Consider the following 21,178-nt stretch of genomic DNA (forward strand, 5'->3'; position numbering starts at 1 on the left):
CATCAGTTCAGCGCCATGCCTGAGACGGAGCCCAACTCGCGCACGAGCTTGTCGGTGATCTCGCCGTCGGCGGTCAGGTTGCGGTCGCGCTGGAAGCGCACGATGGCGGCCCGCGTCTCGCCGCCCGGCCGGCCGTCCACCTTGAGGGGGCCATAGCCGAGCTTGGACAGCGCCTTCTGCACCGAGAGGATGCGCGGCGAGGCGCCCACATCCACCGGCGGGCGCACGGCGCCGGTGATGTCCCCCGACGAGACGAGCCCCGCGGGCGGGCGGCTGGGCGGCGGCTCGGCGCGGGCATCGGCGGTGCGGGCACCGGTCGCCGGCACGAGGGGAGCCGCTGTTCCCGTCACTGACGTGCGGATGGAGAGATAGCCGAGCGAGCCAGTGGTGGCGCCGCCCGCCGGTGCCGACGCCGTCGCGGTGCCGGTGCCCGTTGAGGTGAGCGGGACTGTGGTGTGGTTGATCTTGCCGGCCCCGGCCGGGCGCGCCATGGGCAGGGGTGCGCCGGGCGGCGAGGTTTGGAGAACGAGCACGTTGGCGAGGAACGCGCCGCTGCCGGCCAGTGCCACCAGCGCTGCCATCACGTCCAGGCGGCGCAGCCGGCGTGCCTGCCGCGCAGTCTCCTCCGCCTCTGCGGCCTCGGCGAGTTCCGGGGGCGCTGCGTTTGCGGTGGCCGTTTCCAGCTTCATGCCGTCCTCTTTGCCCGTGTGTCTTCGGTCCGCGCCGGAAACGGCGCAACGACCCCCTGTCCCTTGGCCTCGATCGCGGCCGCGACCGGCAGGCTCACCGACACGCTCGTCCCCCGACCCAGCGCGCTTTCCACCCGCACATCGCCGTCATGCAGCTTCACGAGGCCCTTCACCACGGCGATGCCGAGGCCGGAGCCGCGTGATTTCTGGATGCAGTCTCCCGCCTGGAAGAAGGGTTCGCCGAGGCGCGCCACGTCCTCCGCGCGCATGCCGGGGCCGGTGTCGCGGACGCGGATGATGAGTTCGTCGCCCTGCATCCTGACGCCCACCTGCACCCGCCCGCCGGCGGGGGTGAACTTCACCGCATTGGAGAGCAGGTTGAGCACGATCTGGCGCAGCGCGCGCTTGTCCGCATCGAGCACGGGCAGGCGCGCCGGCACCTTGGTCTTCACGCTTACGCCGGTGCGCTCGGCATCGAGGGCGACCATCTCGGCGCAGCCGGCGACGAGGGCGCCCACGTCCACCGCCTCGCGCTCCAGCACATAGGCGCCGGCCTCCACCCGCGACAGATCGAGGATGTCGTTGACGAGGCCGAGCAAGTGCTGGCCGCTCTCGTGGATGATGCGGGCGTAGTCGGCCTTGCGGGCATCGTCGAGGGGCGCGCCGGTCTGCGTGGCCAGAAGTTCGGAGAAGCCGAGGATGGCGTTAAGCGGCGTGCGCAGCTCGTGGCTCATGGCGGCGAGGAAGCGGCTTTTGGCGGCGTTGGCGGCCTCCGCCTCGGCGCGGGCGCGGGCGGCGGCATCGGCCTTCTGGCGCTCCGCCTTCATCTGCTCGGTCTGCGCCTGCTGCCAGGGCGCCCGCCAGGAGACGCGCACCATGCCGCCCCGCATGGCGCGGCAACGGGCCTCGGCGGTGAGGAAGGAGGGGGCGGCGTCGCCGGCCGCATCACAGCGCAGGCGCAGCTCCAGCGTGGCGGCGCGGCCGCGCGAGGCCGCTTCCACGGCGGAAAGAAAGGCGGGGCGGTCGGCTACCAGCACACGCTCGAACAGGGCCATGCCCTCCAGAGCCGATGCGGGCGAGGCGGCGAAGGGGCCGCCCTGGCGCTCCACCCGCATCACCTCGCCGCGCGGGCCGTGGCAGGTGACGAGCAACATGTCGGAGGGCGGCGCGGCGCTCGCCTTGGTGGCGGCGCGGGCCAGCCCGCCGGCCACCGCCGCAAGGGCCGCGCAGACGAAGCCGCTAGCAAGAAGGGTGGTGGCGTTGAGAAGGCCGCCGGTGGCGAGGCCGGAGAATTCCGCGAGCAGCACCAGCCCGCCGGAGCCGAGCCCGAGCAGGCCGAGGCCGCTCAGCACCGCGCCGGTGAGGCGGCCGAGACCGGCAAGGCGCGGCAGCGCCTCCCGGTCGCCGCCGTCGCGGGCCGGGACGGGCCGCGCACCGGCCGCTGCATCGCCGAAGACGTGAGCCACGTCGCCCCCTGTCAAGTGCCGTTGTCCGGCCGGGCGCCGCGCATCTTCTGCGCGCCCCGCCATCACGTTTCGCAAAATCCTGCCACGGCGGGCTTTAAGCGAACGCTAAGCCGGCGCGGATCGCACGCTGTCAGCGTTAACGATGTCTTGAAAAGTCGGGGCATGGCCAGCCCGCGACGGCTCACGCGCGGACGCGTCGGTGGTAATGTCGAAGGGCGCGAATTCAGCTTCGCCGCCGTTTCAAGAGGGAGCGATGTTCTTCCTGTTCCGCCTCGCCTTCTGGGTCGGCCTCGTGCTGCTCCTCCTCCCCTTCGGCCTCAAGGGCAGCGACGGGCGGGACGTGAGCGTGTTCGACGCCTTCGGTGCCGCCCAGGCGCTGGTGGCGGACCTGCGCGGCTTCTGCGATCGCCAGCCCCAGGCCTGCGCGGTGGGCGGGCAGATGGCGGGACATCTCGTGGAGAAGGCCCAGATGGGCGCGCGCTGGGTCTATGACTCCATCGGCCATCGCGAAGGCGCGCCGCCCGCGCCCGTCCCCGGTGCCCAGCCCGGTGCCAAGGGCACGGCGGACAAGAGCGCGGCCGAAAAGGGCAGCGCGCTAGAACTCACGCCGCAGGATCTCATGCCCCTGTGGGGTGGAGGCGACGCGGCCAAGCTCGTGGTGCCGCAGGGCTTCCAGCCCGTTTCCGGGCAGCCGGCTCAGACCATGACGCCCACGCCCCTGCCGCCGCTGCCGCCCCGCCGCCCGGCCTGACGGGCGGTTGAGTCTCACGCGGCCTTGCGCGGCGCCGATCCGGTACCATGTTCGGGATGTGGATTAGGCAGGCATTGCTTGCCGGCTGTGCTATGCTGCAGCGCAAGGACAGGCGGCCGTGCCCTTTTTCCCGGCCGTCATCTGGTGACGAGGAATTGGCCTCATGAATGCTGACGATCTGATTGCGGATTTCGAATTTTTGGACAATTGGGAAGACCGCTACCGGCACGTGATCGAGCTCGGCAAGAAGCTGCCGCCCTTTCCCGAGGCCGAGCGCAACGACATCAACAAGGTGCAGGGTTGCGCGAGCCAGGTCTGGCTCATCTCCCACGTGAAGGAAACGCCTTCCGGTCCCCTCCTGGAGTTCGAGGGCGATTCCGATGCGCACATCGTGCGCGGCCTCGTGGCAGTGCTGCTCATGCTCGTCTCCGGGCGCACGCCCAAGGAGATCATGGAAACCGACATCCTCGGGGTGTTCCGACAGATCGGCCTCGAAGGCCATCTGACGCCGCAGCGCTCCAACGGCCTGCGCTCCATGGTGGAGCGTATCCGCGGCCACGCCCGCAACGCCATGGCCGCCGCCTGAGGACAGCGGCCGGCCTCACAGCCGGCCGAGTTCGACGTCGGCGCAGGAATAGCCGAGGCGGGTGAGGCCCTCCTCCAGATAATCCCCCACCAGTGGCATCCCGAGCAGGTAGCGCGCGGTCGAGACCTCGCGGCTCGCGGCGGCCTCGGCGCGCAGGGCGTCCCATGTGGAGATGTCCTCGTCGCCGCGGCCGAGCCAGGCGAGGGTGACGAGATCGATCTGCTGGTCCTCGTTCAGCGCGGTGATGGCGCCGGCCAGTTCCTCGTCCACCGGATCGTCCGGGTGGTCCTCCAGCACTGCGCGCATCCCGTCGTCGGGGCCGTCGGACCCGGGATCGGGATCGGTCACCGCGTCCTTGGCATCGCGGGAGCGGGCCTTGACGATGATGTAGCAGATGGTTTCGGGCGAGATGCTGAGGGTGACGAGATCGTCGTCGGGTGTCGCGTCGGGCGCCATGAATATCCTCCTGGTTGCGGGGGCGAGCCCCGCATCTCCAGAGGAAATCTTCTGCCGCCGGCCTTGTTCCTCTCAGTGGCGCGCGATCAGGGCACCGCGCGCACGCTGATGCCGGCCATGGCGAGGCGCTGGTAGAGCCGGCGCTGCCCTGCGATGGGCCACCAGTCGTAGAGGAATATTTCCATGGGCCGCCAGAGCGCGACCCAGCCGAGGATCAGCAAGCCCTCGGCGGCGAGGCTGCCGAGGCTTTCGAGCCGTGGCTCGGCGATGAGCCCGGCGATGCCGAGGCACAGCGCCAGCACGATGATGCCGATGGTGAGCGAGATGCGCCCCACCCGGAACAGCTCCGACAGCTCCGCCGAGAGCGCGCGGGCACGGAGGGTGAAATAGCCGCGGATGGCGTCGGGAAGGCCCTCCGCCTCCCTGGTCAGCGCCTCTTCGGGCGGCAGATGGACGACGATGGAGATCGGCGCGCCGCGTGGCAGCTCGCGCGCCCACTCCACGATGAAGGCTTCCGCCTCCGCGTCGAGGTCGCGTTCCCGGAAGGGGAACGGGTCCAGCATGTTGAAGAGCTGCGGGACCCGCTCGACGCGAATCTCGATTGTGGAGCCTGCGGGATCAGGCCCGGCGACCGGGGTCACGGCGGAAGGTTCGGGGAGCGTCGCGCCTCAGCGATGGGTGCGGCGGGCGCGCACGCGCACCGGTACCATCTGCCTCTGCTTGGCGGCGAGCTGCGCAAGCGCAACCGCGGCAAGACCAGCGAGGACGAGGGCGGAACCGGCAACGAGGGACAACATCAAATCCTCCACCACCACGCCGAAGCTCATGTCTTCCGCACATTTCCGAAAGGAGAGTGCGACCGATGCGCCGGCGAACAATGCAATCTTAACCGGGTTCGCGCGCTTCGCCACCCGTTCAGATCAAGAAATGTTCCGTTTTGGCGCAATCGGAAGACCTGTCACGGCTATTTGAGAAGCTCAGAGCGGGGAGAGGTAGGGCAGGGGGCCGGGGGAAAACTCCCGCCGCACCCGGTCGAGCCGCTCCACCGCGCGACCGAAAGAGCCGCGCAGGTGGTCGCGCAATGCGTCCGCCGCCCCTTCCACATCCGCCGCCGCGAGGCGCTCGGCGACATCGAGATGCTCGGCGATGAACGGTTCGCGGCCGTGGGGCTGGGGGGAGCGCACATAAAGGAAGGTGAGGGCGACCAGCAGCGTCTGGCAGGTGGCCAGCGCCTCCATCAGCGTGGCATTGCCGCAGCGGCCGAGCAGGCCCACATGCAGCTCGTTTTCCAGCGCGCCGAGGCGGGCGCCGTCCACCGCATCAGGGTGGGCGGCGGCATCGCGCAGATTGGCCAGCAGGGTCGTCACCTGTCCGGGGGCCAGGCGCGGAAAGGCCAGCCGCAGCGCCGCCGGCTCCAGGATGGCGCGCATCTCGAACAACTCGGCCACATAAGCCGGCGTCAGAGCCGGCGCATACCAGTGCAGGCGGTTGTCCTTGCGCACCACGCCACGCTGGTTGAGGCGCGAGAGCACTTCGCGGGCGACCGTCCGGCTCACGCCGTAATAGGCGGCGAGATGGTTCTCCACCACGCGGAAGGCGCCGAGCGCGGTGCGCGAGACCACCTCCTGCTCTACGTCCGCATAGATGCGCTGCCAGGTCGATTCGGGGGCGAGCTGGATCGGCGTTTCGCCGCTGACATCGACGGCCGGGACGGCCGGCGCCGGTCCGGCGAGGGGCATGACCTGGAAGCCGTGGCCGTCGCTGCGGCTCACCAGCCCCACCCGCTCCAGCCGCGCCAGCGCCTGCCGGGCCGGTGCACGGGAGATGCCGAATCGCTCGGCGACGCGGGATTCGAGCAGGCGCTCGCCGGGGGCGAGGGCGCCGGAGGCGATCTGCGAGGCGAGAATGTCGAAGGCGCGCTCGTGCAGGCGGGGGGCGATGCCGGCCACCGGGCGCGCGCGCCGTTCGGCGGCGGGCGTCGGCTTGCCCGCAGCCGCCGGGGGCACATCACTCGTCATGTCCCGTCCGCTCACGTCTCGTCCGTCTTTCCGCCGCGCCGGTCGCGGCCCGCCGGCAAGGTGCCCCACGATGGTGCAAATGCCAAGTTGTCCAAAGGGTTGCTAGCCCGGTTGCCGGCTGACCGGATGCCGCACCGCCGGCCGCGTTAAAGGGAGTTTACACCGTCACCGTCCAATGCATACAAAGGACATACGCTGAGCCGCCCCAGCGCCGTCTCAAGGATTGCCCCCATGTCCGTGCCCGCTCCCGTCCGCTCCTCCGCCCTCGAACAGCACCGGGAGGACGCCTTGTTCGCCTTCTGCAGCGCGGCTCTCACGGCGGCAGGGGCGGATGCGGCGAGTGCCGAGGCGGCGGCCCGTGCCATGCTGCACGGCTCGCGCTTCGGGGTGGACAGCCACGGCGTGCGGCTGCTGGACCATTATGTGACGGTGATCGAGGGCGGCCGGGTGAACGGCCATCCCACGCTCGACTTCCGGGCCGGCGCGGCGGCTGTCGCAACGCTCGATGCCGGCCATGGCCATGGCGCCCGCGCCGCCTATGCGGCCATGGACCGGGCGATGGAGAATGCTGCCCTCTACGGCATCGGCGCGGTGGCCATCCGCAACTCCTCCCATTTCGGCGCAGCGGGCGCATATGCGCTGGCGGCGGCGGAGAAGGGCTTCATCGGCCTCGCCTTCTGCAATTCGGACAGCTTCGTGCGTCTGCATGGCGGGGCGGAGCGCTTCCATGGCACCAACCCCATCGCCATGGGCGTGCCGGTGAAGGGCGAGGCGCCGTGGTTCCTCGACATGGCGACCAGCGCCGTGCCCTACAATCGGGTGCTGCTCTATCGGAGCCTGGGACAATCCCTGCCGCCGGAAGTCGCCTCCGACGGCGACGGCTTCGACACCACCGATCCGCACAAGGTGGAGATGCTGGCCCCGCTCGGTGCCGCCTTCGGCTTCAAGGGCGCGGCGCTTGCCGGGGTGGTGGAGGTGTTCAGCGCGGTCCTTGCGGGGGCGCGGCTCTCGTTCGACATCGCGCCCATGGGTGGGCCGGACTTCGGCACTCCGCGCAATGTCGGCGCGTTCGTGATGGCGATGAAGCCGGGCGCCTTCCTGCCGGAGGAGGAGTTTGACGCGGCCATGCAGCGCTATCGTCATACGCTGCGCAATTCACGTCGTGCGCCGGGGGATATTGTGATGGCGCCGGGCGACCGGGAATGGAGGGTGGCGGAGGAGCGCCGCCGCGATGGCATCCCCATCGACCCCGCCACCGCCGAGGCCTTCGACCGCCTCGCCGGGCGATTCGGCCTGACCCGTCCGAAAGCCGTTTAGCATCAAGCCTTTCAGCCGAAGATGACCGCCGCGACGATGATGCCGTAGGCGGTGAGGAAGAGCAGGCTGTCCCGCAGGACCTGTCCGCGAACCGCTGTCATGATGGGCCTCGTGAATTTCACTTTCGACTATTTCCCCGAATTTAATATCGAATGTGAATCAACGTCAAAAACATAATTTATATGTGGTTTAGAGGCGCGACGAGGTGCCTCCCGGGGGAGCGCACCTGTCTGGCGATTCAGGGACTGGCGGAGGCCGTCAGGCCACGCGGAGCGCTTCGAGGGCGGCGCGCATGTCGTCGGGCAGGGGGGCGGCGCGGCGTTCGGTGAGATCGAACAGCACCACCACCGTCTCGGCGGTCGCCATGCATTGGCCATCCTGGAAGATGGCCTGCCTGAGGCCTACCGAGCTGCGGCCGATGGAGATGACGCCCGTGCCGATATCCGCCTCGCCCGGCCAGTGCATTTCCGCCCGGTAGTCCAGCACGAGGCGGACCAGCGCGAAGCCCATGCCCTGGGGGGCAAGACGGCGCGGCGTCAGCAGCAGGTGGGTGCGCCCGGTCTCCAGGAAGGTGGAGAACACCGCGTTGTTGACGTGCCCGAGCATGTCGGTGTCGCCGTAGCGGATGGTATCGCGCGCCTTCACCGGGAAGTCGTCGAGGACGGGGAGGGGGGCCTTCTCGGCCATCAGTCGTCCTTCCCCAGCGCCCGCCAGCCGATATCGGAGCGGAAGAAGCCGTCCGGCCAGTCGATACGGGCGATGGCGGCGTAAGCGCGCGCGCGGGCATCGGCCAGCGTCGTCCCGGTGGCGGTGACGTTCAGCACCCGCCCGCCGTTGGAGACGAGCGTGCCGCCCTTCATCCGCGTGCCGGCCTGGAACACGGTGACGCCCTCCAGCGCCGACGCCTCGCCGAGGCCGCCGATGGGCGAGCCGATCTGGTGCGGGCCGGGATAGCCACGCGAGGCATAGACCACCGTCATGGCCGAAACCGGGGACCACTGGGGCGTCACCTCGGCGAGGCGGCCGGCGGCGGTGGCGTGGAGCACTTCCACCAGATCCCCGGCGAAGCGCGGCATCAGCACCTGGCATTCGGGATCGCCGAAGCGGCAATTGTATTCCACCAGCTTGGGGCCGGAGGTGGTGAGCATGAGGCCGGCATAGAGCACGCCGCGATAGGGCGTTCCGGCCTTGGCCATGGCGCGGGCGGTGGGGATGAGGATTTCCTCGATCGCCCGGCGCTCCAGCTCCGGTGTCAGTACCGGAGCGGGGGAATAGGCACCCATGCCGCCGGTGTTCGGGCCGAGGTCGCCGTCATAGGCGCGCTTGTGATCCTGGGCGCTGCCGAAGGCGACGACGGTCTCGCCGTCCACGAGGGCGAACAGGCTCGCCTCCTCGCCCTCCATGAATTCCTCGATGAGCACTTCGGTGCCGCCGCCGGCGAACACCTGCTCCACCGCATCCACCGCCTCCTCGACGGTGAGGGCGACGACCACGCCCTTGCCGGCCATCAGCCCGTCCGCCTTCACCACGATGGGCGCGCCCTGCCCGCGGATGTAGGCGGCGGCCTCGGCGGTGGAGGTGAAGCGGCCGAAGGCGGCGGTGGGAATGTCGTTCGCCTTGCACAATTCCTTGGTGAAGAGCTTGGAGCCCTCCAGCCGGGCGGCCGCCGCGGTGGGGCCGAAGGCGAGGATGCCGGCGGCGGCGAGGCGATCCACGAGGCCGGCCACCAAGGGCGCCTCGGGGCCGACCACCACCAGGTCGATGGTGTGCTCCTGGCACCATTTCACGATGGTGTCGTGAGCGGACAGCGGGATGCCTTCCACCACGTCCGCGAACTCGGCGATGCCCGGATTGCCGGGCAAGGCATAGAACTGACCGATGGTTGGGCTCTGCGCCAGCTTCCAGGCGAGGGCGTGCTCACGCCCTCCCGAACCGAGCAGCAGGATGTTCATGCGGCCTCCCCCGAGTTTCCGACGGATCTTGGTTTTCTGCTCTCTTCGCCTATCGGCTCAAGGCCGCGCAAACAAGGGGCAGGGCTCTGCGCTCGCCGCATGGGGCACCTTCCCGTTATGCTGGGACACCACCCGTCCGGGTTCCGATTCGCATGACCGATGATGCCGAAGTCAGGGCCAACGCGCCCGAATGGAGCGTTTCCGAGCTGTCCGCCGCCCTACGCCGGACGGTGGAGGACGCTTACGGCCACGTTCGGGTGCGGGGCGAAATTTCCGGCTATCGCGGCCCCCATTCCTCCGGCCACGCCTATTTTTCGCTGAAGGATGCCGGTGCGCGGCTCGATGCGGTGATCTGGAAGGGCACCTTCCAGCGCCTGCGGCTCAAGCCCGAGGAGGGGCTGGAGGTGGTGGCGACCGGCAAGCTCACCACCTATCCCGGAAAATCCGGCTACCAGATCGTGATTGAGTCGCTCGAGTTCGCCGGCGCCGGCGCCATCATGGCCATGCTGGACGAGCGCAAGCGCCGCCTCGCCGCCGAAGGCCTGTTCGATCCCGCCCGCAAGCAGGAGCTGCCGTTCCTGCCCAAGGTGATCGGCGTCGTCACCTCGCCCACCGGGGCGGTGATCCGCGACATCCTCCACCGCCTCAATGACCGATTCCCCCGCCGGGTGCTGGTGTGGCCGGTGCGGGTGCAGGGCGAGACCTCGGCCGCCGAGGTGGCCGCCGCCATCCGCGGCTTCAACGATCTGCCGGAGGGCGGACCCATTCCCCGGCCGGACGTGATCGTGGTGGCGCGCGGCGGTGGCGCGCTGGAGGATCTGCTCGGCTTCTCCGACGAGGCGGTGGTGCGCGCGGCGGCGGAGAGCATGATCCCGCTGGTCTCGGCCGTGGGGCATGAGACCGACGTGACCCTCATCGATTTCGCCGCCGACGTGCGCGCGCCCACCCCCACGGCCGCGGCCGAGATGGTGGTGCCGGTGCGCACCGATCTCATCGCCACGGTGGAAGATCTCGGCGCCCGCTTGATCGCCGCGCCCTTGCGCCTTCTGGACCGGCGCCGCGCCGACCTGCGCGGGCTCGCCCGGCTCCTGCCAGCCGCCGAAACCCTGCTGGCCCAGCCGCGCCAGCGCCTCGATCTTGCCGCTGAGCGGTTGCCTCGCGCCTTGCGAGCCAACGCCTCTGCCCACCGGCTTCAGCTCGCGGCGGTGCAGGCGCGCCTCTCGCCGGAGGCGCTGCGCACGCGGCTGGCGCGGGCGGGCGAACGCCTTGAGGTGCTGGACGGGCGCATGCGCCGGGCGCTGGAGGTGCAGAAGGAGCGCCGCACGGCGCGCCTCGCCGCCTTGGCGCAACTGCTCAAGGCGCTTTCCTACAGGGAGGTGCTGGGCCGCGGCTTCGCGCTGGTGCGGGATGCCGGCGGCCATGCGGTGCGGCGGGCGGCGGACATCGCGGACGGCGCGGCGCTGAGCCTGGAATTCGCCGATGGCCGGGTCGCCGTGCAGGCCGGGGCGGGGGCTCCGCCGCCGGATTCGCCCCCCCGGCCGGCGCCGCGCCCGGCCGGCCGCAAGCCGCGAAAGGTAGAGGGGCCGACGCTTTTCGACCCCTGATCGTGCGCCCCTTTCGCGTTGCGGCGCAAAGGGCTATCCTTCGGGCAAACCAGTTTTCGGGACGCTCCCCAGGTGATGAACAGATTCGAACGCTTCCCCGAGCCCCATGGCGAGGCGGAAGTGCGCTACCTCGATGGTGAATTCCGCATCCTGCGGCCCGGCAGCTTCGTGCGCTGTGCCGTGACCGGGCAGATCATCCCGCTCGACGAACTGCGCTACTGGAGCGTCGACCTGCAGGAAGCCTATGCCAGCCCCGAGGCCGTGCTCACCCGCGTGCGGGAGTTGCCGCCGCAGGGCTAGGGTTTCTGCCTTTTGCCGTATCTATCGCACTGTCGTCCTCCGGCTTGACCGGAGGACCCATGATGCCACCTGCCCCAGCCTCCGACAGCTTCCGCGAGCGGAAGGATGGACCCTCCGGTCAAGCCGGAGGGTGACGGTAGGGGCTGGCGCGATGAGAATTCTCACCCCTGCGGCTGAAGCGTCTCCAGGAAGCCGATGGGCTGGCCGGCGGACGGGCCGGTGAGCTCGCCTTCCCACATCACCTTGCGGCCGCGCACGAAGGTGCCCACGGGCCAGCCGGTGACTTCCTTTCCATCATAGGGCGTCCACTGGGCGCGCGAGGCGATCCAGCCGTTGGTGATGGTGGCGCGGCGCTTGAGGTCCACCACGGTGAAGTCGGCATCGTAGCCCACCACGATGCGCCCCTTGCCGGCGATGCCGAACAGGCGCGCCGGGCCGGCGCTGGTGAGGTCGATGAAGCGCTCCAGCGTCAGGCGGCCGGCGGCGACGTGGTCCAGCATCAGCGGCACCAGCGTCTGCACGCCCGTCATGCCCGAAGGGCTTTCGGGATAGGGCTTGCTCTTTTCTTCCAGCGTGTGCGGCGCGTGGTCGGAGCCGAGCACGTCCACCACGCCGTTGGCGATGGCCGCCCACAGCCCGTCGCGATGGCGTTCGCCGCGCACCGGCGGGTTCATCTGGGCCAGCGTGCCGAGCCGCTCGTAGCATTCCGGGGCGGCCATGGTGAGGTGATGGGGCGTGACCTCCACCGAGGCCACGTCGCGCGCGTCGGCGAGGAAATCCATCTCCTCGGCCGAGGTCACGTGCAGCACATGCACCCGCGCGCCGGTCTCGCGGGCGAGATTGACGAGGCGGCGGGTGGCGGTGAGCGCCGCGATCTCGTCGCGCCAGACGGGGTGGGAGGAGGCATCGCCCGGCACGCGCAGGCCCTTGCGCTCCTGCAGGCGGGGCTCGTCCTCGCAATGGAAGGCGGCGCGGCGGCGGATGACCTTCAGGATGTTGCGCACGCCGTCGTCGTCCGGCACCAGCAGCGAGCCGGTGGACGAGCCGATGAACACCTTGATGCCGGCCGCGCCTGGCAGGCGCTCCAGCTCCGGCAAGTCCTTCACATTGTCATGGGTGCCGCCCACATAGAAGGCGAAGTCGCAATGCATGCGGGCCGTCGCCCGCGCGATCTTGTCTTCCAGCGCGGAGGGGTTGGTGGTCTGGGGAATGGTGTTCGGCATCTCGAACACGCCAGTCACGCCCCCCATGACGGCGGCGCGGGAGCCGGTCTCCAGGTCTTCCTTCTGCTCCAGCCCCGGCTCGCGGAAATGCACCTGCGTGTCGATGACGCCCGGCAGGATGTGGAGGCCGGTGGCGTCCACCACCTCGCCCGCGCTCGCGGCGGAAAGATCGCCGATGGCGCGGATGCGCCCGCCCGTGACGCCGATGTCGGCAACGGCAATGCCGGCGGGGGTCGCGACCGCGCCGCCCTTCAGCAGCAGATCGAAAGTCACGGGCATGGGAGGGGCTCGCTCTTGATGGGGACAGGCAGCCGGCCTTAAATCTGTTTTTTATTTTGCTGACAAGGACGGCCCCTATGCCGCTCATTCATTTGACCGATCGTACCCTCATTCGTGCCGATGGCCCCGATGCGGTAAAGCTGCTGCACAGTGTCATCACCTGCAACGTCAAGACCATGGCGCCGGGAGATGCCCGCTATGGTGGCCTGCTCACCCCGCAGGGCAAGATCATCTCCGACTTCCTGTTCTATGGACTCGCCGAGGAGAGCTTCCTGTTCGACGCCCCCGCGGACCGGGCGGAGGATCTCCTCAAACGGCTGATCTTCCATCGCCTTCGGGCCAAGGTGACGTTCGAGGTGGCGGCCGACCTCGCGGTCGCCGCCGTGTTCGGCGATCACGGCGCGCTGCCGGACGGCCGGCTCTTCACCGATCCGCGCTATCCCGGCCTCGGCCAGCGGCTGGTGCTGGACAAGGCGGCAGCCGAGGGGCTTTCCAGCGATCTCGCCGCCTATGAGGCGCACCGCATCGCCCTGGGCATCCCCAAGGGCGGGGCCGACTTCACCTATGGCGACACCTTCCCCCACGAGGCCGACATGGACCAGCTCGGCGGCGTGGACTTCAAGAAGGGCTGCTATGTGGGGCAGGAGGTGGTGAGCCGCATGGAGCACCGCTCCACCCCGCGCAACCGGCTGGTGGAAGTGATCTTCCCCACACCGCTCGCGGTGGGGCAGGAGATCGTGGCCGGCGACAAGAGCGTGGGCCAGCTCACCTCCGTTACCGAGGGGCGGGGCATCGCCACCGTCCGCCTCGATCGCGCGACCGATGCGCGGGCCGAGGGCGTGCCGCTGACCGCCGGGGCGGTGGAGGTGGAGTTGCGCAAGCCGGAATGGGCGACCTTCCCGCTGGATTGGGAAAAGAAGGTCAGCGCGCTGGACGCCAAGTTCAAGCCCACCTGACGTTTCAGGGCCTGAGGAGACCGAGAGAATGGACGATGCCGCGCCGAAGCCCGTGCGCCAGCCTTTGATCGCGCACGCGGACGGCCATGCCCGCTGCTTCTGGTGCGGCACCGATCCCTTCTACATGGCCTATCACGACACCGAATGGGGCGTGCCGGAGCGCGACAGCCGCGCTTTGTTCGAGAAGCTGCTGCTGGATGGCTTCCAGGCCGGGCTCTCCTGGATCACCATCCTCAGGAAGCGGGAGAATTTCCGCCGCGCCTTCGACGGCTTCGAGCCGGAGGCCATGGCCCGCTACGATGCCGCCAAGGTGGAGGCGCTGATGCAGGATGCCGGCATCGTGCGCAACCGGGCCAAGGTGGAGGGCGCGGTGCTTTCCGCCCGTGCCTATCTGGAGCTCAGGGATAAGGGAATCGCCTTCACCGACGTCATGTGGGACGCGGTGGACGGCGAGACGAAGGTGAACCGCCCCCGCCGCATTGCCGACGTGCCCGCCGAGACGGCCGAATCGAAGGCCCTGTCCAAGCGACTCAAGGCGGCGGGCTTCAAGTTCGTCGGCCCCACCATCGTCTATGCCGCCATGCAGGCGTGCGGCCTCGTGGACGACCATCTGGAAGGCTGCCACTGCGCCAAGACGTGAGGGCGGAGGGCCCAGCGGAGCGGAACCGGGGACAGGACGGGACATTCTGCCCCGCGCCCCTTTCATCGGCCGGCGGCGGCGCCTATATTCATCGGGCCGGCGCAAGTCGGCTATGGCGATAAATCGGTGTTGGAATAAGCCTTTCGGACCCGGGGGCGGTACCCGGCGCCTCCACCAAAGCCCGTTTTTCCCTTGGGAAAGGCGGGCTCCGGCGGGGGCGAAATAGGATCGACGAGGGTGTAAAGAGCATTCTTTCGCTCGGCATTGTACCGCCGTTATCGGGCTAAACTTATAGTTGCCAACGACAACTATGCTCCGGTTGCTCAGGCCGCGTGAGCGGTTTGACGATCGAAATCAAAGTCCTACCGGGTAGCACTGGATAGGCGGGGTTCGGAGGCACCTGGCAACAGAAGCCTCCACTTCCCTCCCGACCGGCCGAAGGGGGGAAGCGCGCTCCTTCGTTCGTCCTTTCGGCCGCGGCGCCACCCGTTCACGGTGCCGCCCGGAAGGTCTCCGGAGCCTGGCTCGTCATCAGGCCGGAGGGGACTGCTGCGGGCTCATGACGGTCGATCACATCCGCTACGATCTTCTCGCCCAGGAGGCCCTGCGCTCCGTGGTGCGCCGGGTGCTCACGGACGTGGCCAAGACCGGCCTGCCGGGCGACCACCATTTCTTCATCTCCTTCGACACCCGCGCGCCGGGCGTCCGGCTCTCGCAGCGGATGAAGGAGAAGTACCCGGAAGAGATGACCATCGTGCTCCAGCACCAGTTCTGGGACCTGATCGTCACCGAAACCTCGTTCGAGGTCGGCCTCTCCTTCGGCGGCATTCCCGAGCGCCTGCTCGTGCCCTTCACCGCGCTCAAGGGCTTCTTCGATCCGGCCGTGAAGTTCGGCCTGCAGTTCGAGACCCTCACCGCCGATGCGGATGGGGAAGAGACGGACGACGCCCCGCTGGAGACGCCCGTCTCGGCCAACGGACCCGGCCCGGCCTCCAACGCGCCGACCCCGCTCAAGCCCGCGCCCGGCGCCGCCTCCGAGCCGGCGCTCGCCAGCGCGGCGACTGCTGCCGAGGGTGAGGAAAAGCCTGCCGGCGGCGCGCAGGTGGTGCAGCTCGACGTCTTCCGCAACAAGAAGTAGCCGGCCGGACTCCGCCGGTGACCTCACAGGCCGACGTGGTGGTGATCGGGGCCGGTGCCGCCGGCCTTGCCGCCGGGGCGCGGCTGAGGGCGGCGGGCATTCCCTTCGAGATCATCGAGGCCGCGCCGGTCGCGGGTGGCCGGGCGTCCACCGACACAACCACGCTCGGCGTGCCCTTCGATCTCGGCTGCCACTGGCTGCACGACGCGCGGGACAATCCCTTCACCGCCCTCGCGGAGACGCATGGCTTCCGCGTTGGACGCAGCGCGCCGGTGCGGCGGCGGCTTTTTCTCGGTGATCGCTTTTCCACGGACGCCGAGAAGGATGCCGCCGATGCGGAGGTGGATGCCGTTTTCGACGCCATTTATGACGCAGGGCTCGCCGGGAGCGACATTTCCGCCGCCGAAGTCATGCGCGCGCGGGGGCCGGGCCGCTATGGCGTCCTCGCGCGGCACTGGCTGGAGCTGATGTCGGCCGCCGGGCCGGCGGACATCTCGGCCGTGGACTTCGCGCTCTATCGCGACACCGACGACAATTGGCCGGTGCTCGACGGCTATGGCGCGCTGGTGCTGGCGGTGGCCGGCGACCTGAAGGTGACGCTTGGCTGTCCCGTCCGCCGCATCGATCGCAGGGGCCGGCGCCTCTCCATCGAGACGGAGCGGGGCGCCATCGCCTGCCGCGCGGTGGTGGTCACGGTGTCCACGGCGGTGATCGCTGCCGGCCGGCTCGCCTTCGATCCCGCCTTGCCACCCGACGTCGCGGAGGCATTCGCCGCGCTGCCCCTCGGCTTTGCTGAGAAGGTGGCCCTGCTGTTCGACCGGGATGTGTTCGGCGTGGCCGATCGCACCGGGCTCGACGCGGTGGACCCGTCCCGTCCCCAGCGGGCCGGCGCTTCGGCGATGCTGCGACCGGGCGGCGCCCCGGCGGCCCTCGTCCATGTGGCGGGGCCGGAGGCACAGGCGATGGCGGGCGAGGGGCCGGATGCGCTGGCCGATTTTGCCCTCGGCGTGCTGGCGTCCGCCTTTGGGGAGGACGTGCGGCGCCATGTGGTGCGGCGCCTGACCACGGATTGGGCGGGCATGCCCTTCATCGGCGGTGCCTATTCCTGCGCGCTGCCGGGCAAGGCGCATCTGCGCGCGAAGCTTCACGAACCGTTCGATCCGCGCATCGTCTTCGCGGGAGAGGCACTGGGCGGCCCCGCCTTCTCCACCTGCCATGGCGCGCACATTTCCGGGATCGCCGCCGCCGAGACCGCCCTCGCACAATTGGAGCAAGCCGCATGAGCGCGACCCGCCATCCCCTCGCGCTGGTGGTCGCGGTGTCCCGGAACGGCGTCATCGGCGTCGGCGGCGGCCTGCCGTGGCGCCTGCCGTCGGACCTGAAGCGGTTTCGCGCCATCACGTGGGGCAAGCCGCTGCTGATGGGGCGGCGCACCTTCTCATCCATCGGCAAGCCGCTGCCGGGGCGCACCTCCGTGGTGGTGAGCGCCGATCCAGCCTTCGCTCCGCCCGAGGGCGTGCTGAGGGGCGCCTCGCTGGCGGAAGGGCTCGCGCTGGCGGATGACGCGGCGGATGCCATGGGCGCGGACGCCATCATGGTCATCGGCGGCGAGCGGGTGTTTCGCGAGACCCTGCCCATCGCCCGCTGGCTGCACCTGACCGAGGTGGATGCAGCGCCTGAGGGTGACGTGCTCTTCCCCGCCTTCGATCGCACCCAATGGCGGGAGACCGGCCGCGAGGGGCCGATCCGCGGCGAGAAGGACGAAGCCGCCTTTACTTATGTGACGCTCGAGCGGACCTGACCGACCCGCTCAGCGCGCGCCCACCAGACCCGGCGGGCGCGGCAAGTCGCCGAAGCCGGAGGTGGGCGGCAGCTGGCCGTCCGAGGGTGCCGGCACCGCGAAGCGCGGCGGGGGCGGCGGCTCCACCCGGTCCGTGCGACGTGGCGCGGGGGGCTGCGGCTGCGTCTGGCGCACCACCGGCGGGCGCCGGGCCTCCCCTGCGGGCTCGGGCGTGGCGTGGCTTTCCAGCTGGCGCTCGGGTTCGGTGCGGGCCGGCGCGGCCTGGTGCGTCTGGCGGGACTGGACCTCGCCCGGTGTCGCGGTGCCGGCGGTGCCGGAGGCGGTGGGCACGCCGAAGCCGGACGCGGGCACGTCGCGCCGTTCGATCTCCTGATTGCGATCCACTGCACGCGGCACCGGCACGGGGGCCGGCTGGGGCGCGGGCGCGACCACAGGGGCTGCCGGAGCGGTCGCCACAGGCGCTGGTGTCGGCGCAGGGGCAGGCGCCGTCACGGCCGGACGGGGCGCGGGCGCGACCTGGGGACCCGGCTGCGGGCTTGCCGGCTGCACGGGGGCGATGGCCGCGGGCGCAGGGGCCGGAACAACAACTGGCGCAGGAACAACCGGCGCCGGGGTCACGGACACCGGCGCGACAGGCGCGGGTGCCGCCGGGGCGGTGGCCGGATCCGGGGCCGGCGTGCCGCCGCGCTGGCGTTCTTCCAGACGGCGGGTCTCGCGCTCGATGGCGCGCATGGCGATGACGCTGGTCGCAGCCGGCGCACTCACCCGCCGCTCGGGCGCCGCCACCGGCCCACGCCAGGAGATGGCGCCGCCGGGCACGCCGCCGGCGCTTTCGGCGCCTTCCAGATCCATGCCCGCATCGAGAATGAGCCGCGACAGGTCGAGGCTGCCGGAGAGGCCGACACGCACGCCGTCCGCCGTGGTGCGGGCGGGGGACAGGCGGGCGACGCCGTTCACCACGCCGAGCGTCGTTTCCACGAAGGCGAGCTTGAGCGGCCCCTTGGCCAGCGCCCGGTCCAGCATCTGCGCGGTGCGCCGCTCGTCGGGCGGCGGCGAGAGGGGTGCGGCCTCGGCGAGAACGGCGTCGAGGGCGGCAGGGCTGGCATTCTCGATCACGAGGTCGCGGACGCCGAGGGTGCCCTGCCCGGAGAGGCTCTGCACGATGGTCTGGACGCTGCGGCCGGAGCCACCGAGATCCAGCAGCAGGTTCACCCGCCCCTTGGGCGGGGTGCGGGCGCCGGTCGGGCCGATGAGGGCGCCCGCGTCCACCTGCTCCAGCACGAGGCGGCCGTCGGCCTGGATGAGGTCGTTCTGCCGCTTCAGCCGGAGGGAGGCGGCCATGCGCCCGCCGCCGAGGCTGCCGGACAGGTCGCGCAGGTCGAAATCCGTGCCATCGCTGACCAGAACGAGGCGGCCCTTGTCGAGGGCATAGGGGCCGAGCGCGGCGATGCGGCCGGCGGACAGCTCCAGATTGAGGCCGATGCCGCCCGCCGAGGCGGGGGCGAGCCGCGCGGTATTCCACAGGCCGGCCGGCCCGCTCTCCGCACTGGCGCGGGCGGCGAACATGGCGAGGATGCGCGGCACGGACAGGGTATCGAACGCCAGCTTGCCGGAGAGGCGCGGCACCGCGCCGGGCTCGAACTCCACGCTGCCGGAGACCGGCGCGGCCGCGAGCGACCCGGTCAGCTCGCCGAGCCGCCATGCCCCGGCGCGGCGGGACAGGGTGAAGGCGAGGGCGGTGGGCACCGGTCCTTCGACGGCGGCGGAGGCCTGCGGCAACAGCCGGCCAAGGTCGGCGCCGTCGAGGCGCATGGTGAGATTGGGCTCGATGCTGCCGCCGGAAAGGCGGGCCGTGCCCTGCGCCTGCGCCGTGAGGTCGGCGAGGCTGATGCGGCCGCGCACCTGCGCCTCGTCCTGCGTCAGGGGATCGACGGAGAGTTCCACACGGGCGGGGCCGAGCCGCTGGCCGAGCCCGTCCACGCCGAGGGCGGCGAGCGCGCGTCCGCCGTCCGTCGCGTCCGCCTTCAGGGCGATGCGCAGCGGCACGCCGGCGGTGGTGCGGGCGAAGGAGATGTCGCCGGAAATCTGCCCCAGCGTGCCGGCAATGGTGACATTGCGCCCGCCCGCCTCGGCCCAGACGACGGTGCTGTTGAGCTTCACCGGCGAGGCGATGGGCAGGAGGTTGCCGATGACCTGCGCCGTCTCCTCTCCGGCCAGAAGCCGCGCCACGGGCACGAGCCCGTCGGCCTTGGCGCCGGAGGCGGTGATGTTGAATTCGCCGCGCGGGGTGGTGGAGAAGTTCTCCATCCGCCCGGCGCCCTCGACGCGCAGGCCGGCGAAATCGTCCATCACGATGCGGGCGAGGCGCCAGTTGCCGCCGGTGGCCGAGCCTTCGAGGTTCAAGGCGCGCAGCGGCAGGCCGGAGAGCGTGAGGTTGCGCCCGTCGATGGCCACCTGGCCGTCGGCGCCCCCGCCCACCGCGGTGGACGCGGTCTGCACGGCAGCAATGAGCGGGTCGAGGTCGAAGCCGTCCAGCGACAGGCGCAGGTCGAGCTTGGGCGGCGCGTTGTCCGGCAGCGCGGCGGAGGCCGAGCCACGCACCCGGCTCGCGGCGAACGTGGCGTCCAGCATGTCCACCGCGATGCGCGACGGACCAGCGGTGACGCGGCCGGAGATGCGCACCGGCCCCTTCGCCGCCGCCACATAGTCGCGCGGCGCGGTGGGGGCGGCCCAGCGCAGGAAGACGGCCGGGTCGTCGGCGGCGAAGGAGACGTTGCCGTCGAAGCCGCCGCCGCCATTGGCGCGGGTCGGCATGCCGGAAAGGCGGAGCGAGGCCTTGCCCGGAAGCTGCGCCTCGGCGCTGTCCACCCGCCAGCCGGCGGCGGAGCCGGAAATGTCGGCGCGCACGTCGCGCACCATGGTGCCGCCGAGCACCAGCTGCTCCACGGAGAGGCCGATGCGCGAGGCGATGTCCGGCGCCGGCAGGGCCGCGACGCCACCGAGGAAGCGGGCGAGGGAGGCGGCCGGGCTGCCGCTGCCTGCGTCGGCGTCCTTGGTGCCGGTGGCGGCCCGCACGGCGTCGATGTCGAGGCTGCGGGCATTCAGCACCGCATCAAGGCCGATGGCGCGGCCGAGGGCGAGGCGCGCGGAGCCGGTGAGCTGCGCCGGGGTGGCCGAGCCGCCCAGCGCGAGGTCGAGGCTTTCCGCCAGCACCGCTTCCGGGCTCGCCTTCAGCGTGCCGGAGAGCTGCCAGGCCTCCGCGCCGTCGCCGGCATGCCGGGAGAGGGTGGCGCGGCCGTCGAAGCGCGGCTTGGCGCCGGCCACGTTGAGGTTGCCGTCGAGATCGAGGGCATAGGGCCGGGTGCGCCCGTCCAGCACGATGCGCAGCTTGCCGGCGCCGTCATCGCCGATCTTGCCGAGGGTGGAGCGCACGGCGAACCGCGCCTCGCCGGCCTGCACCTCGCCATCGAGGCGGAAGGGGCCGGTGAGCGAGCGCGCCTCGCCCTTCAGGTCGAGGTCATCGATGCTGACGCGATGGTCAGAGGCGCGGTCGAGCAGATCGAGGCTGCCGTCCTCCACCTCCAGCCGGGCGATGGAGAGTTCCGCCGCCCGTCCGGTGCCCGTGGGCATGGCGACGCGGCCGGCGCTGTCCAGCACCACACGGATCTGCGGCTTGCGCAGGGTGACGCCGGTGGCCTGGATGTCGCCGCGCATCAGGGCGCCGAGGGAGAGCTCGGCGGTCAGTTCCTTCACCGTGCCGCCGGTGGACACCACGTCGCCGAGGGTCACGTCGCGCAGCACGATGCGGGGGGCGGGCAGGATCTCCGCCTCGATGGCGCCGCGGATCACCACGGGCAGGCCCAGCGTGCGGCCCATCTCGGTCTCGAACGTGCCGCGCCACTGGTTCCAGTCCACCACGAACGGCGCGGCGAACGCCGCGCTGATGGCGAGGACTATCGCCGAGGCGAGGCTGATGAGAATGCCCTGCACACGCGTCTCCCG

General features: G+C 70.8%; 20 protein-coding genes and 1 other RNA gene. 11 read left to right on the forward strand and 10 right to left on the reverse strand.

The genetic code is table 11. The annotated features are described in order from the left end of the window. Positions 1-2: 2 nt before the first annotated feature. Both D7006_RS05815 and D7006_RS05820 read right to left on the reverse strand, forming a co-directional pair. On the reverse strand, positions 3-689 hold the full coding sequence (locus D7006_RS05815; RefSeq protein ID WP_237355899.1) for a peptidoglycan-binding protein: 687 nt from the start codon (positions 687-689) through the stop codon (positions 3-5). Beyond that, on the reverse strand, positions 686-2,155 hold the full coding sequence (locus tag D7006_RS05820; protein ID WP_237355900.1) for a sensor histidine kinase KdpD: 1,470 nt from the start codon (positions 2,153-2,155) through the stop codon (positions 686-688). Before D7006_RS05820 ends, D7006_RS05815 begins: the two co-directional genes overlap by 4 nt. 253 nt (positions 2,156-2,408) lie before the next feature. On the opposite strand from D7006_RS05820, the gene D7006_RS05825 reads away from it, so the two are divergent. Both D7006_RS05825 and D7006_RS05830 read left to right on the forward strand, forming a co-directional pair. Next, a complete protein-coding gene (locus D7006_RS05825; protein ID WP_169122674.1) occupies positions 2,409-2,906 on the forward strand; it encodes a DUF5330 domain-containing protein in 498 nt (165 codons plus the stop codon). 163 nt (positions 2,907-3,069) lie between these two features. Next, a complete protein-coding gene (locus D7006_RS05830; protein WP_169122673.1) occupies positions 3,070-3,492 on the forward strand; it encodes a SufE family protein in 423 nt (140 codons plus the stop codon). A gap of 15 nt (positions 3,493-3,507) precedes the next feature. On the opposite strand, the gene D7006_RS05835 is transcribed toward D7006_RS05830, so the two are convergent. The 4 genes from D7006_RS05835 to D7006_RS05850 all read right to left on the reverse strand — a co-directional run bounded on the left by D7006_RS05835 (position 3,508) and on the right by D7006_RS05850 (position 5,966). Then, entirely contained in the window at positions 3,508-3,948 is a 441-nt protein-coding gene (locus D7006_RS05835) for a DUF3775 domain-containing protein (protein WP_237355901.1), read from the reverse strand. A gap of 86 nt (positions 3,949-4,034) precedes the next feature. Then, positions 4,035-4,589: a hypothetical protein gene (locus tag D7006_RS05840; protein ID WP_237355902.1), complete on the reverse strand. Its 555-nt coding sequence runs from the start codon at positions 4,587-4,589 to the stop codon at positions 4,035-4,037. Between the two features lie 27 nt (positions 4,590-4,616). Then, on the reverse strand, positions 4,617-4,775 hold the full coding sequence (locus D7006_RS05845) for a hypothetical protein (protein WP_169122670.1): 159 nt from the start codon (positions 4,773-4,775) through the stop codon (positions 4,617-4,619). A 150-nt stretch (positions 4,776-4,925) separates the two neighbouring features. After that, a complete protein-coding gene (locus tag D7006_RS05850; protein ID WP_237355903.1) occupies positions 4,926-5,966 on the reverse strand; it encodes a GntR family transcriptional regulator in 1,041 nt (346 codons plus the stop codon). 231 nt (positions 5,967-6,197) lie between these two features. On the opposite strand from D7006_RS05850, the gene D7006_RS05855 reads away from it, so the two are divergent. Next, positions 6,198-7,283, forward strand: a complete 1,086-nt coding sequence (locus tag D7006_RS05855) for an Ldh family oxidoreductase (protein ID WP_237355904.1) — start codon at positions 6,198-6,200, stop codon at positions 7,281-7,283. Positions 7,284-7,541: 258 nt separating this feature from the next. Here the strand turns inward: D7006_RS05855 and D7006_RS05860 are convergent, their stop codons facing one another. Together D7006_RS05860 and purD are read right to left on the reverse strand one after the other, a co-directional pair. Then, a complete protein-coding gene (locus D7006_RS05860) occupies positions 7,542-7,970 on the reverse strand; it encodes a thioesterase family protein (protein WP_237355905.1) in 429 nt (142 codons plus the stop codon). Then, positions 7,970-9,235, reverse strand: coding sequence for a phosphoribosylamine--glycine ligase (gene purD / locus D7006_RS05865; RefSeq protein WP_237355906.1), 1,266 nt, complete (start codon positions 9,233-9,235; stop codon positions 7,970-7,972). Before purD ends, D7006_RS05860 begins: the two co-directional genes overlap by 1 nt. A gap of 152 nt (positions 9,236-9,387) precedes the next feature. On the opposite strand from purD, the gene xseA reads away from it, so the two are divergent. Together xseA and D7006_RS05875 are read left to right on the forward strand one after the other, a co-directional pair. After that, positions 9,388-10,839, forward strand: coding sequence for an exodeoxyribonuclease VII large subunit (xseA, locus tag D7006_RS05870; protein ID WP_237355907.1), 1,452 nt, complete (start codon positions 9,388-9,390; stop codon positions 10,837-10,839). Positions 10,840-10,914: 75 nt separating this feature from the next. Then, positions 10,915-11,139 (forward strand): DUF2093 domain-containing protein, encoded by a 225-nt coding sequence (locus D7006_RS05875; protein WP_237355908.1) that lies wholly within the window; start codon positions 10,915-10,917, stop codon positions 11,137-11,139. A 161-nt stretch (positions 11,140-11,300) separates the two neighbouring features. On the opposite strand, the gene D7006_RS05880 is transcribed toward D7006_RS05875, so the two are convergent. After that, a complete protein-coding gene (locus tag D7006_RS05880) occupies positions 11,301-12,641 on the reverse strand; it encodes a dihydroorotase (RefSeq protein ID WP_237355909.1) in 1,341 nt (446 codons plus the stop codon). Between the two features lie 77 nt (positions 12,642-12,718). On the opposite strand from D7006_RS05880, the gene D7006_RS05885 reads away from it, so the two are divergent. The 6 genes from D7006_RS05885 (at position 12,719) to D7006_RS05910 (ending at position 17,176) form a co-directional block, all read left to right on the forward strand. Next, positions 12,719-13,597 carry a folate-binding protein YgfZ gene (locus D7006_RS05885; protein ID WP_237355910.1) on the forward strand — a complete coding sequence of 293 codons (879 nt, stop codon included), beginning with the start codon at positions 12,719-12,721 and terminating at the stop codon, positions 13,595-13,597. A 28-nt stretch (positions 13,598-13,625) separates the two neighbouring features. Then, positions 13,626-14,237, forward strand: coding sequence for a DNA-3-methyladenine glycosylase I (locus D7006_RS05890; protein WP_237355911.1), 612 nt, complete (start codon positions 13,626-13,628; stop codon positions 14,235-14,237). A gap of 56 nt (positions 14,238-14,293) precedes the next feature. Beyond that, positions 14,294-14,658: a transfer-messenger RNA gene (gene ssrA, locus D7006_RS05895) on the forward strand. 138 nt (positions 14,659-14,796) lie between these two features. After that, entirely contained in the window at positions 14,797-15,375 is a 579-nt protein-coding gene (locus D7006_RS05900) for an SspB family protein (protein WP_169122660.1), read from the forward strand. A 17-nt stretch (positions 15,376-15,392) separates the two neighbouring features. Continuing rightward, positions 15,393-16,658: an FAD-dependent oxidoreductase gene (locus tag D7006_RS05905; RefSeq protein WP_237355912.1), complete on the forward strand. Its 1,266-nt coding sequence runs from the start codon at positions 15,393-15,395 to the stop codon at positions 16,656-16,658. After that, positions 16,655-17,176, forward strand: a complete 522-nt coding sequence (locus D7006_RS05910) for a dihydrofolate reductase (protein WP_169122658.1) — start codon at positions 16,655-16,657, stop codon at positions 17,174-17,176. The genes D7006_RS05905 and D7006_RS05910 overlap by 4 nt, the downstream gene beginning before the upstream one ends. A 9-nt stretch (positions 17,177-17,185) precedes the next feature. Here D7006_RS05910 and D7006_RS05915 read toward each other — a convergent pair whose 3' ends face one another. After that, on the reverse strand, positions 17,186-21,166 hold the full coding sequence (locus tag D7006_RS05915; protein WP_237355913.1) for an AsmA family protein: 3,981 nt from the start codon (positions 21,164-21,166) through the stop codon (positions 17,186-17,188). Positions 21,167-21,178 lie beyond the last annotated feature (12 nt).

This window comes from Xanthobacter sp. YC-JY1 (genome assembly GCF_021730305.1).
Classification (GTDB): domain Bacteria; phylum Pseudomonadota; class Alphaproteobacteria; order Rhizobiales; family Xanthobacteraceae; genus Xanthobacter; species Xanthobacter flavus.

Bases quoted from the DNA above. Each gene is read 5' to 3' on its own strand.
- D7006_RS05860 (WP_237355905.1), bottom strand. From the start codon at position 7,970: ATGGCCGAGAAGGCCCCCCTCCCCGTCCTCGACGACTTCCCGGTGAAG.
- D7006_RS05845 (WP_169122670.1), bottom strand. From the start codon at position 4,775: ATGAGCTTCGGCGTGGTGGTGGAGGATTTGATGTTGTCCCTCGTTGCC.
- D7006_RS05830 (WP_169122673.1), top strand. From the start codon at position 3,070: ATGAATGCTGACGATCTGATTGCGGATTTCGAATTTTTGGACAATTGG.
- purD (WP_237355906.1), bottom strand. From the start codon at position 9,235: ATGAACATCCTGCTGCTCGGTTCGGGAGGGCGTGAGCACGCCCTCGCC.
- D7006_RS05825 (WP_169122674.1), top strand. From the start codon at position 2,409: ATGTTCTTCCTGTTCCGCCTCGCCTTCTGGGTCGGCCTCGTGCTGCTC.
- xseA (WP_237355907.1), top strand. From the start codon at position 9,388: ATGACCGATGATGCCGAAGTCAGGGCCAACGCGCCCGAATGGAGCGTT.
- D7006_RS05815 (WP_237355899.1), bottom strand. From the start codon at position 689: ATGAAGCTGGAAACGGCCACCGCAAACGCAGCGCCCCCGGAACTCGCC.
- D7006_RS05880 (WP_237355909.1), bottom strand. From the start codon at position 12,641: ATGCCCGTGACTTTCGATCTGCTGCTGAAGGGCGGCGCGGTCGCGACC.
- D7006_RS05885 (WP_237355910.1), top strand. From the start codon at position 12,719: ATGCCGCTCATTCATTTGACCGATCGTACCCTCATTCGTGCCGATGGC.
- D7006_RS05890 (WP_237355911.1), top strand. From the start codon at position 13,626: ATGGACGATGCCGCGCCGAAGCCCGTGCGCCAGCCTTTGATCGCGCAC.
- D7006_RS05900 (WP_169122660.1), top strand. From the start codon at position 14,797: ATGACGGTCGATCACATCCGCTACGATCTTCTCGCCCAGGAGGCCCTG.
- D7006_RS05835 (WP_237355901.1), bottom strand. From the start codon at position 3,948: ATGGCGCCCGACGCGACACCCGACGACGATCTCGTCACCCTCAGCATC.
- D7006_RS05875 (WP_237355908.1), top strand. From the start codon at position 10,915: ATGAACAGATTCGAACGCTTCCCCGAGCCCCATGGCGAGGCGGAAGTG.
- D7006_RS05850 (WP_237355903.1), bottom strand. From the start codon at position 5,966: ATGACGAGTGATGTGCCCCCGGCGGCTGCGGGCAAGCCGACGCCCGCC.
- D7006_RS05910 (WP_169122658.1), top strand. From the start codon at position 16,655: ATGAGCGCGACCCGCCATCCCCTCGCGCTGGTGGTCGCGGTGTCCCGG.
- D7006_RS05855 (WP_237355904.1), top strand. From the start codon at position 6,198: ATGTCCGTGCCCGCTCCCGTCCGCTCCTCCGCCCTCGAACAGCACCGG.